Source organism: Actinokineospora inagensis DSM 44258 (assembly GCF_000482865.1).
GTDB lineage: Bacteria > Actinomycetota > Actinomycetes > Mycobacteriales > Pseudonocardiaceae > Actinokineospora > Actinokineospora inagensis.
The window spans coordinates 100,142-109,727 of sequence record NZ_AXWW01000028.1 but is presented as its reverse complement, the minus strand read 5'-3'; the positions used below and the strand labels follow the sequence as shown (position 1 = coordinate 109,727).

9 protein-coding genes are annotated in these 9,586 nt (G+C 69.3%); 6 read left to right on the top strand and 3 right to left on the bottom strand.

Going from position 1 to position 9,586, the window contains the following annotated elements:
• Positions 1-363 precede the first annotated feature (363 nt).
• The gene (locus H504_RS0112410; protein ID WP_026423032.1) at positions 364-1,305 is read left to right on the top strand and encodes a methionyl-tRNA formyltransferase; all 942 of its coding nucleotides are present in this window, start codon (positions 364-366) and stop codon (positions 1,303-1,305) included.
• A gap of 48 nt (positions 1,306-1,353) precedes the next feature.
• Here the strand turns inward: H504_RS0112410 and H504_RS0112405 are convergent, their stop codons facing one another.
• From H504_RS0112405 to H504_RS0112395, 3 genes are read right to left on the bottom strand one after another with little or no spacing between them, the layout of a single operon-like run.
• Positions 1,354-2,133, bottom strand: coding sequence for a PIG-L family deacetylase (locus H504_RS0112405; protein ID WP_026423031.1), 780 nt, complete (start codon positions 2,131-2,133; stop codon positions 1,354-1,356).
• Between the two features lie 32 nt (positions 2,134-2,165).
• Positions 2,166-3,479, bottom strand: a complete 1,314-nt coding sequence (locus H504_RS34695; protein ID WP_035304150.1) for a lysine N(6)-hydroxylase/L-ornithine N(5)-oxygenase family protein — start codon at positions 3,477-3,479, stop codon at positions 2,166-2,168.
• Positions 3,480-3,504: 25 nt separating this feature from the next.
• Entirely contained in the window at positions 3,505-4,308 is an 804-nt protein-coding gene (locus tag H504_RS0112395) for a hypothetical protein (RefSeq protein ID WP_157440362.1), read from the bottom strand.
• A 131-nt stretch (positions 4,309-4,439) separates the two neighbouring features.
• Here H504_RS0112395 and H504_RS0112390 point away from each other — a divergent pair, with 131 nt between their 5' ends.
• The 5 genes from H504_RS0112390 to ectA all read left to right on the top strand — a co-directional run bounded on the left by H504_RS0112390 (position 4,440) and on the right by ectA (position 9,551).
• Positions 4,440-6,359, top strand: coding sequence for a hypothetical protein (locus tag H504_RS0112390; protein ID WP_026423029.1), 1,920 nt, complete (start codon positions 4,440-4,442; stop codon positions 6,357-6,359).
• On the top strand, positions 6,356-6,685 hold the full coding sequence (locus H504_RS0112385) for a hypothetical protein (protein WP_026423028.1): 330 nt from the start codon (positions 6,356-6,358) through the stop codon (positions 6,683-6,685). The genes H504_RS0112390 and H504_RS0112385 overlap by 4 nt, the downstream gene beginning before the upstream one ends.
• A gap of 558 nt (positions 6,686-7,243) precedes the next feature.
• Entirely contained in the window at positions 7,244-7,837 is a 594-nt protein-coding gene (locus H504_RS0112375) for a hypothetical protein (protein ID WP_026423027.1), read from the top strand.
• Between the two features lie 31 nt (positions 7,838-7,868).
• The gene (mgrA, locus tag H504_RS0112370; RefSeq protein WP_026423026.1) at positions 7,869-8,897 is read left to right on the top strand and encodes an L-glyceraldehyde 3-phosphate reductase; all 1,029 of its coding nucleotides are present in this window, start codon (positions 7,869-7,871) and stop codon (positions 8,895-8,897) included.
• A gap of 141 nt (positions 8,898-9,038) precedes the next feature.
• Positions 9,039-9,551 (top strand): diaminobutyrate acetyltransferase, encoded by a 513-nt coding sequence (ectA, locus tag H504_RS0112365; protein WP_026423025.1) that lies wholly within the window; start codon positions 9,039-9,041, stop codon positions 9,549-9,551.
• Positions 9,552-9,586 lie beyond the last annotated feature (35 nt).

Genomic DNA, 9,586 nt, shown 5'->3' with positions numbered 1-9,586 from the left:
CGAGGCGCGCGGCGCGAGCGTGTTGTGGTGCTTTAGCCCAGCGGGCAGTTGGTGTAGGGGGTTTCGAGGCGCGCGGTGCGGGAGTGGGGCTTCGTTGATTTCGGGCGGGCTTTTGGGCGCGGTGCCGGTGTGGGCTGGGGCGTTGGCGCTGAACGGTCGTCACGGTCTAGGGGCTCTGGCCGTTGGGTCTTCGCGCGCGGGTGTTGGTCCTTCGGTCTGTCCCCCGTTGATCCACAGGCTGGGGATGGGCCTGTGCATAGATCCACTCCTGATGGCGGCTTGACAGCGGGGCCTCCACACCTCCAATAACCCCTCCCACCCCACCCGTGGTAAGGATAGGCTAAGCAAACATCGGGAGGATCCATGCGTGTCGTCATGTTCGGGTTTCAGACTTGGGGGCATCGGACGTTGGAGGCGTTGTTGGCGTCTCGGCACGAGGTTGTGGGTGTGGTCACTCATCCGCCGGGGGAGGGGGCCTACGAGAAGGTGTGGAGTGACTCGGTTGCCGAGTTGGCCGAGGGGCACGGGGTTGAGGTGATTGTGCGGGAGCGGGCGGATGACGGGTTGTTGGCGAGGTTGGAGGAGATCCAGCCGGATGTCATTGTGGCGACGAACTGGCGGACGTGGATCCCGCCGCGGATCTTCACCCTCCCGGCCAAGGGGACGCTGAACGTCCACGACGCCCTGCTGCCCGCGTACGCCGGGTTCTCGCCGCTCATCTGGGCGTTGATCAACGGTGAGGAGGAGGTCGGGGTCACGGCGCACATGATGGATGAGACGTTGGACGCGGGGCCGATCGTGGAGCAGCGGGCGGTGCCGGTGGGGCCTCGGGACACCTCGGCGGACCTGTTCGAGAAGACCCTTGCCCTGTTCGGGCCTATCACCATCGATGGGTTGGCGGCGATCGAGGCGGGTAAGGAGTTCACGGCGCAGGACCGGTCGAAGGCCAGTTTCTTCCACAAGCGCGCCGAGGAGGACCTTCGGATCGACTGGGCCTGGTCGGCGGAGGAACTGGACCGGCTGGTTCGCGCCCAGTCCGCTCCGTACCCGAGTGCGTTCTGCTTCCACCGGGGCAAGCGCCTGGAGATTGTCACCGCGCGGGTGTCCGAGGCGAAGTACGGCGGTACCCCGGGGCGCGTCTTCTACCGGGAGGGTGACGGGGTCGCCATCGTCGCCGGGCATGACGCTCGGCGCGGTCGTAACCACGCTTTGCTGGTCACCAGCGTCCGCACGGCCGACGGCACCGAGCTCCCGGCGCACGAGTACTTCAAGCACATGGGTGGCTACCTCACCTCCCGTCCGTAGGGGCCGTCTGCTGTGTGGGCACACGCGATGCCCACACAGCGGCGGCGGTCACAGCCCGGCCATGATGTCCGTCTCGGTGATCCCCGGGCCCTGCCCGTCCCGGATGAACCACTCCGTCCCGAACGCCAGCGCGAACGCCGGGTCCGGCAGGGCCAGGAAGAAGCTGTCCTCGGCGATCTGACTCGCGTGCGCCCGCATGGCGGCCCGCTTGGCGCCCGCGTACGCCGTCACGTCCACCCGGGCCGTCAGTTCGACGGCGGGCTTGCCGATCTTCATGTCCTCCGGTGGCCCGAAGTCCTCCCCCTGGGCGCGCGCGGCGGCCCGGCGCTCGTCGATCTCGTCGCGGTTGGCCGTCGCCTGGTACACGCGGGGTGTCCCGGCGAGCTCGGCCGCCCGCAGGCCGACCCGGTGGACCTGGATGTGGTCGGGGTGCCCGTAACCACCGTTGTCGTCGTACACCGTCAGGACGTCCGCGGACTCCTCGGTGAGGATCGCGGCGAGCCGGGTGGCGGCTTCCTCGACCGACGCGGTCCAGAAGTTGCCGGGGATCTCGTTGGTGGGTTCGCCCATCATGCCGGAGTCGGTGTACCCGAGGAACTCCACGCGGGAGACGCCGAGGATCTCGGCGGCGGCGTGCGTCTCGGCGACCCGGCGGGTGGTCAGGTCCTCGCCGGGCGCGAGGAAACCGTCCTCGACCTCGCCCAGCTCACCGCGGGTGGCGACGACGAGGACCACGCGGTGCCCCTCGTCGGCGGCTTTGCGCATGACCCCGCCGCACTGGATGCACTCGTCGTCGGGGTGGGCGTGGAAGGTCACCAGTGTTGCCATGCCTCCAAGGTACTGAAGGGCAGTGACATTCTTCAGTGGACAGCCACCCGTTCCGGTGCAACTGCCTGAACACCGAGGATCGATTCCAGGATCTCGCCGACCCGCACCGCCGTCGTCGACAGAAGAGTCGCGGTGAGACCGTGGCTGTGCTCGGCGCCCTGCAGGTACACGCCCGCGGTGACGTTGTCGACCGTGCGCACCCGGTAGTCCCGTCCGACGACAGGTAGCCCCGTCGAGTCGCGTTCGCAGACAGCGGCAGCGCGCCCGAGCAGGCCGAACAGGTCAAGCGGCCGGAAGCCCGTCGCGTACACCAACGCGTCGCACTCAAGCACCTCGACTTCACCCGTGGGCAGGAACTCCACGGTCGCGTACACCGCTTCGTCGGTCTCGCGCGTGTACGTCACCCGGGACGAGTTGCGGATGTCGAGGCGCTTGCGGCCGAGGACACGCTCCCGATACTCCCGTCGGTAGAGGTCTTCGATCAGATCCATGTCGACCACCGAGTAGTTCGTGTTCCGGTGGTAGTCCAGCAACATCCGCTTCACCTCGGCGGGCGCGCCGTGGAAGTGGTCGACCGCGCGCGGGTCGAAGATGCGGTTGGCGAACGGGCTGTCGTCGGCGGGGGCATAGCCGTAGCGGGCGAACACCGAGCAGATCTGGGTCCGCGGCAGCGCCGTGTGCAGCTCGGCGACGGCCTCGGCGCCGCTCTGCCCGGAGCCGACGACCAGCACGCGGTGCGGGTCGCTCGCGGCGAGCCCTGGCAGCCGGTGCATCAGGTCGATGTTGTGCCACACCCGGTCGGACGGGACGGCGTCCGCAGGCAGCTTCGGCCGCAGCCCGGTCGCGACGACGATGTCCCGCGCGCGGACCGTGCCGATCGCACCGGCCGCGTCCTTGGCGATCACGTCGAAGTGGGTGACCACGCCGTCGGTCTCCACCGGCCGCACCGACACGACCTCGGCGCCGTAGCGGACCTGGTCGGTGACCCTGGCCGCGGCCCAGCTCAGGTAGTCGTGGAACTCGGTGCGCAGCGGGAACATCGTCTTGTGGTTGATGAACTCGGCCAGCCGGTCCCGGTCGCGCAGGTAGCACAGGAAGCTGAAGTCGCTGGCCGGGTCGCGCATGGTGACCAGGTCCTTGAGGAACGACACCTGCATGGTGGCGTCGTCGATCAGCATCCCGGTGTGCCAGCCGAAGTCCGCCTGCCGCTCCAGGAACAGCGCGTCGACCGGCCGGTCCGGGTGCCGCCGGTTGTGCTCGTGCACGGCGATGGCCAGGGCGAGGTTGGACGGCCCGAAGCCGATCCCGACCACATCGCGTACCTCGGGCTGAGCGTCGCTGGTCACCGCGGTCCCTTCATCGACTAGGCAGCTAGGCAGGTAAGGCTAACCTAATTAGCCATCGTGGGGGAGTCCACGGTCCGCCGCCAGACGTGGCCTGGATCTCCCCGCATAGCTCCCTGGCGAGCCCGACCAGGTCGCCGACGAGCAACGGGTTCGCCGCGATCGTCAGCCGCGCGCGGGCCGAGTTGGTGCGCGTCAGGTCCACCTTGACCAATGCCGCGTCCGCGTCCGGTACCGCGAACGCGACGTCGCCGACGTGCCGCCGGGTGGCGAGGTAGGGGTAACGGCTCAACAGTGCGGTTACCGCTATCCGCACCCGGTCAGGACTAACGGTCGCCGGTAGATCTACCTGGACCTCGACGGGTTCTTGCTCCAAGACGCTCGGAATCGGAGTCGCCGAGCGGACTTCCTTGACAATCCCGGTCAGCGCCGCACTCCACAGTCGCGCCAGGCCAGCGACCGCGCGCTCAGTTGTCGCTTCCGCGCGCCACGACCACGTTGACGTCAACTGCCCGCCTAAAACCCGCACCGCGACGTCGATGTCGTGCTCCTCCGAGTCCGGCTCACTCTCTCTCGCGAACCGGAAACCCATAGACGGATGGCGGTTGTCGTAGGTGAACCGACGAACTATCCGGGACAGTCCACCCGGTGCGTCCACGGCGCCGCGCGACGCGACGACCAATGCGGATCGCAGCAGGTCGGCCGTATCGGCGGCGTAGAAGGCGGGCGCGTCGGTGAGCAGCACCTTGGTCTCGTCGGCGGGCAGCACCCGGCGCAGTCGCGGCCGGGCGACCAGGGCGCGGTGGCCCGGCAGCGCATCCAGGGTATCCACGGTGGACAGACCAATCTCCTCGCCGGACGTCACCCGATAGTAAATTAGGCTAGCCTTACCTATCAAGCGTCGGGCTCGGCAACCGGGTGACCGCGGTTGACCAAGATCACCGCCGCCCCTAGCTTCGGTGCGTGCGCACACTCGTGGCCAAGGGGATGCTGTTCGCCCTGCTCTACGAGTTGGTGCTGGGCAACCAACTGGTCCGCGACATCGGCCCAGGCTGGCCCTCGTACCTCGCGCCCGCGGCCTGGTGGGTCGATCCCGAGGTGTGGCTCAGCCCGCTGATCGCGTTCCTGGTGGTCACCGCGTTTGTGCTGATCGTGGCCGAGCAGTTGGTGGGCGGCGTGCCACGGCGCCAGGTGGTGGTGCTGGTCGTCTCGTTCGGCGTGGCCGGTCTGCTCGGCCGCGCGGCCTGGCTGGTCTACGAGTCCGAGGTGGCCAAGGACATCTACATCGGCGACGGCGGCGAATTGTCCGATGCCCTGCTGAACGCCGCCTCCGCTGGTGTCGTGATGGGCATGGTTGCGGCGGGGGTGATGTGGGTGGTCGATCACATGGGGTCCCGGGGGACCTACACGTCGAGGTCCCGAGGGGGTTACTCGTCCGGGTCCGGTCCCGCCGGGGACGTCACCGGCTGGCCCGGCGACCCCAGGACATCGGCCGTCACCCGCGCCTTGTGCGGCGCGGTGTACCTGGAGGACTGGTTCGCCAACTCGGTGGTCAGCGGGGTGCTGGGCAGCCGGGTGCGCGCCATCGCGGCGTCCCCGGGGCTGTCCACCTCACTGGTGCTGCAGCACGGCATCACCGCGGTCCGCTTGCGCCGCGACCTGGAGGGGGCACTGGCCGGGATCTTGCTGGCCACGGTGCTGCTCGCGTTCGCCAGTCCGTGGCTGATCCTGCTCGGGCTGCTCGCGGGCGCGGCCCTGCTCACGTACCAGCACTTCGCGATGCGGCGGCGGGTGTTCCACCTGTTCAAACCGGACCGGTTCGCCGAGCACTTCGGTCGACCCGACGAGATACCGGTGTGGGCGGCCGACCGGTTGGAGGAGGTCGACCGGGCCGAGCGCGGCAACGTGACCGTGTTCAGCGGCTTCTACCCGTTCATCGGCCACGGGACCGCCGAGGCGGGCTGGTCGTGGGCGCTGCCGGTGCGACCGACCGGTGACCCGATCTCGCACAAGCCCACCGGCGACATCACCCCGTTCACCGCGACCGAGCTGACCGAGCACGTCCGCGCCCGCCTCGCCACGCTCACCGCGGACCCCGGCGTCGGTGAGCGGCTCGCCGCCGTGCTCATCGAGGACCGCGTGTTCGCCGAGGGCACCTCCCTCGACGACCGGCTGCTGGCGAGCCGTGAGGGGGCGCCCGCAGCCGAGGTCGACCAAGAGGTGCTCGCCGCGATCGCCGGGAACCCCGAGGACACGCTGCGCCACTACCTGGCGGTGCACGTGCCGTCGTGGGGCGGGAATATCGTGGCCAGCACGTTCCTCCGATTCTCCACCAACGGCCACATGCTCTACGCCGAGTGCGAGCGCTCCGCGACCCGCCCCATCGGCACCAACCTGCGCGTCGACGAGCGCGGCACCTTCGAACCGTCGTTCAGCGACATCGCGGACGCCTTCGGCAAGGCGGTGCGCGGCGTCATCGGCAGGCTCGTCGCCGCCCCGTTCATCCTGGTCTCCTACCTGCGCTACGGCCACCGGATGACCCGCTTCGCCGACGAGGAGACCGAGGACGCCCTCGACGACCTCGGCTTCGACTTCGGCACCGGGTACTCCGTGCGCGACACGGCCGCCGCGGGCGGCTGGCACAGCCAGTTCCAACTGCGCGACGCGGGCAAGCACCTGAAACTGGTGGAACGGCACATCCTGGAGGCCGTCATCGACTTCCTGGAGTCCCACAACGTCGACACCGACGAACTCCGCCGCCGCTCCACCACCATCCTCAACGAGGGCCTCATCCAAACCGGCGGCACCAACACCGTCGGCGCCCTCGCCGTCGGCAGCGGCGCCGAAGCCACCAGCGGCAACGTGGAGGCGACCCGCCCGTGAACGTGAACAAGGGCTTCCAAGTCTTCGGCGGCACCGTACACACCGGCCCCACCGCCATCGGCGACAACGCCCACGCCGTCCAAAACGGTGTTGACCCGCTAGCTCTGGTCAACACCATTCAGCGCCTCCTCGCCGCCCACCCCGAGACCCCCACCGAGGCCACGGCAGTGACGGACGAAGTCGCCACCGAACTCACCGCCGAAAAACCCGACAAGCGCAAACTCCAGCGCCTCCTCGACCACCTGGCCAAGGTCACCGCCCCCGTCGACCCCGTCGCCAAGGCCGTCAACGACCTCTCCGCCGCCGTGACCGCCACCAACCCCTGACCCCGCCGCATTCCTCTCGCCCGCATTCGCCCGGCCAGGGTTCCTCCACCCAGGTTCACCCGACCGCACCCCAGCCGCCCTTGACATTCGCCGCACCCCGCCCCACCCCAGGGGCCCGCCCACCCGGGGCGCCGGGGCCCATTCCTGAAACTAGCGCGGGTCGCGGCTTGTCAAGAGAGGGCCACCCAGGACTGTGGACAATCCGACCGCCTGTGGACAGTCACCGCGCCCGCCTTCAGCCGATCGTGGCCCGCCGCTGGCTTGACGGAACCGCCGTCGTGGTCCAGGCAGGGGCCCACCCACCCGGGGGCCGGGGGCCCATTCCTGAACGTACCGCGAACAACGAGTTGTCAAGAGCGCCCGACACCGGGCTGTGGACAACTTGACCGGTTGTGGACAACGTGCCCAAGCGCGACGCGCTCCTCATCTCGGTCGGTGAGACCGAGCCCGCGACGGTCGTCGGGTCCGCGCACAGCCGAGCGCAGGTCAGGCGCCGACCAGCCACCATCGGGTGAAGTGGCTGGAGTCCGGTGGTCCTCCCGGCCTACCTTCCCGGTCATGTCCGGGTTCGACGACATGGTTCGCCAGGCATCCGCAGGTCCCGGCGAGATCGCGTCCACGCTGCGCAGCCAGTTGATGGCGCAGCCCCGGGAGTGGCTGGTCGACCAACTGCTCGCCACCGTCGCCCCGCAGTCCACGCCTCACCGCCCCCGTCCAGTCGACCTGGACACCACCACCCTCGCCGAGCACACCGCTCACCTGGGCGCCTGGGACAGCGGCGAGTGCCTGGCGACACCCCCACCACCCGGCCTGATGATCAGCCCAGCGCAGCGGACGACCACCGGCGAGGACCTGCTCAGCCACGCCAAAGACCTCCTCTACGCGCTCCTGTTCAGCCCCACACTCACCCCGATCCGCCGCGACCGCCTCACGCTCACGCTCCCGGACCGCAAGGCCGCCGTGTTCGGCTTCCTGCGTGGCGCGGTCACCGAGACCCCGGCGGATCACGGCCACACCGCGTTGCTCATCGAGTACCCCGAGGTGTCGTCCAGCCTGGTGGGTGACGCCGTCGTCGCCGCGCTGCGGGTGGTCAACGGGCTCGAGCTCAACGAAGAGGTGCTGTACGCGCGCAGAACCGATGTGGACTCCTGAGCGAGAATGGGGTCGAACCGAAGGGAGTCCCATGTCGTATCGGGCCGAGGACAGTCGTTATGACCGCACCGCGTACCGCAGGGTCGGCCGCAGCGGGTTGAAGCTGCCGCCGGTGTCGTTGGGGTTGTGGCACAACTTCGGGGGTGACCGCCCGTTCGAGCCGGGCCGGGCCATCCTGCGCCGGGCGTTCGACCTGGGGGTGACGCACTTCGACCTCGCCAACAACTACGGACCGCCGTACGGCAGCGCGGAGGCCAACTTCGGTCGGGTGTTGGCCACCGACTTCAAGCCGTACCGCGACGAGTTGGTCGTGTCCACCAAGGCGGGCTACGACATGTGGCCTGGGCCGTACGGGGAGTGGGGCTCGCGCAAGTACCTGCTGTCCTCTTTGGACCAGTCGCTGGCCCGGCTCGGCCTCGACTACGTCGACATCTTCTACTCGCACCGCTTCGACCCGGACACCCCGCTCGAGGAAACCGTTGGCGCGCTGGTCACCGCCGTGCAGCAGGGCAAGGCGCTCTACGTCGGCGTGTCCTCGTACTCGCCCGCCGCGACTCGTGAAGCGGCGGAACTGCTCAAGGACGCCGGTGTGCCGCTGCTGATCCACCAGCCGTCGTACTCCCTGCTCAACCGCTGGATCGAGCCGGAACTGCTGGACACCCTGGACGACGTCGGCGCGGGCTGCATCGCGTTCTCCCCGCTCGGCCAGGGCCTGCTGACCGACCGCTACCTCGACGGCATCCCCGAGGGTTCGCGCGCCAGCCGCCACTCATCGCTCTCGCCCGACCTGATCTCCGAGGCGAACCTGGCCCGGGTGCGCGGCCTGAACGCCGTCGCGAAGCAGCGCGGCCAATCCTTGGCGCAGTTGGCCATCGCGTGGGTGCTGCGCGATCCGCGGGTCACCTCCGCCCTGGTGGGCGCCAGTTCCGTGGCCCAGTTGGAGGCGAACCTGGCCGCCGTCGACGCGCCGCCGCTGACCGACGGCGAACTGGCCGAGATCGACCGGCACGCGGTCGACTCCGGCATCGATATCTGGGCGCAGTCCCGGGAAGCGGGCTGACCCGTTAACACGACGCCGGTGAGGAGGACAACCGCACTGTTGCCCTCCTCACCGGTGATCCGCCGAATCCCCAGGTGAGCACCGGGTTCCGCGATCCGCTCGTTCGGACGCGGCCGTCCATCGCTGTTACGTTCCTGAGGTATGTCCGGGGAAACGCACGACATCGCGATCACCGAGCCGTCCACTGAGGATGGTTCCGAGCTGTGGCGGATCGCCCGCGACTCGCGCACGCTCGACCTGAACTCGTCCTACGCCTACCTGCTGTGGTGCCGCGACTTCGCCGCCACCTCGGCCGTCGCCAGGGTCGCCGGTCGACCGGTCGGGTTCGTCATCGGCTTCGTCCGGCCGGAAGCGCCGGACACCGTGGTGGTGTGGCAGATCGCGGTCGACGACAGCCAGCGCGGACGCGGCATCGCGGGCAGTCTGCTCGACCACCTCTTGGAGCGGCTCGCCCCGCGCGGTGTGCGGCACCTGGAGACCACCATCACCGCCGACAACGCCGCCTCGATCGCGTTGTTCCGCGCGCTGGCGCAGCGACACGGGGCACTGCTGCGCCGGGGAGACCTGTTCGCCGCCGACCACTTCCCCGACGACCACGCGGCCGAGGACCTTTACCGGATCGGCCCGCTGGTGCGGCGACCTGTCCTCGCTTGATGCCCGTCATGGCCCGAACCACTGCTGGGGAGGCA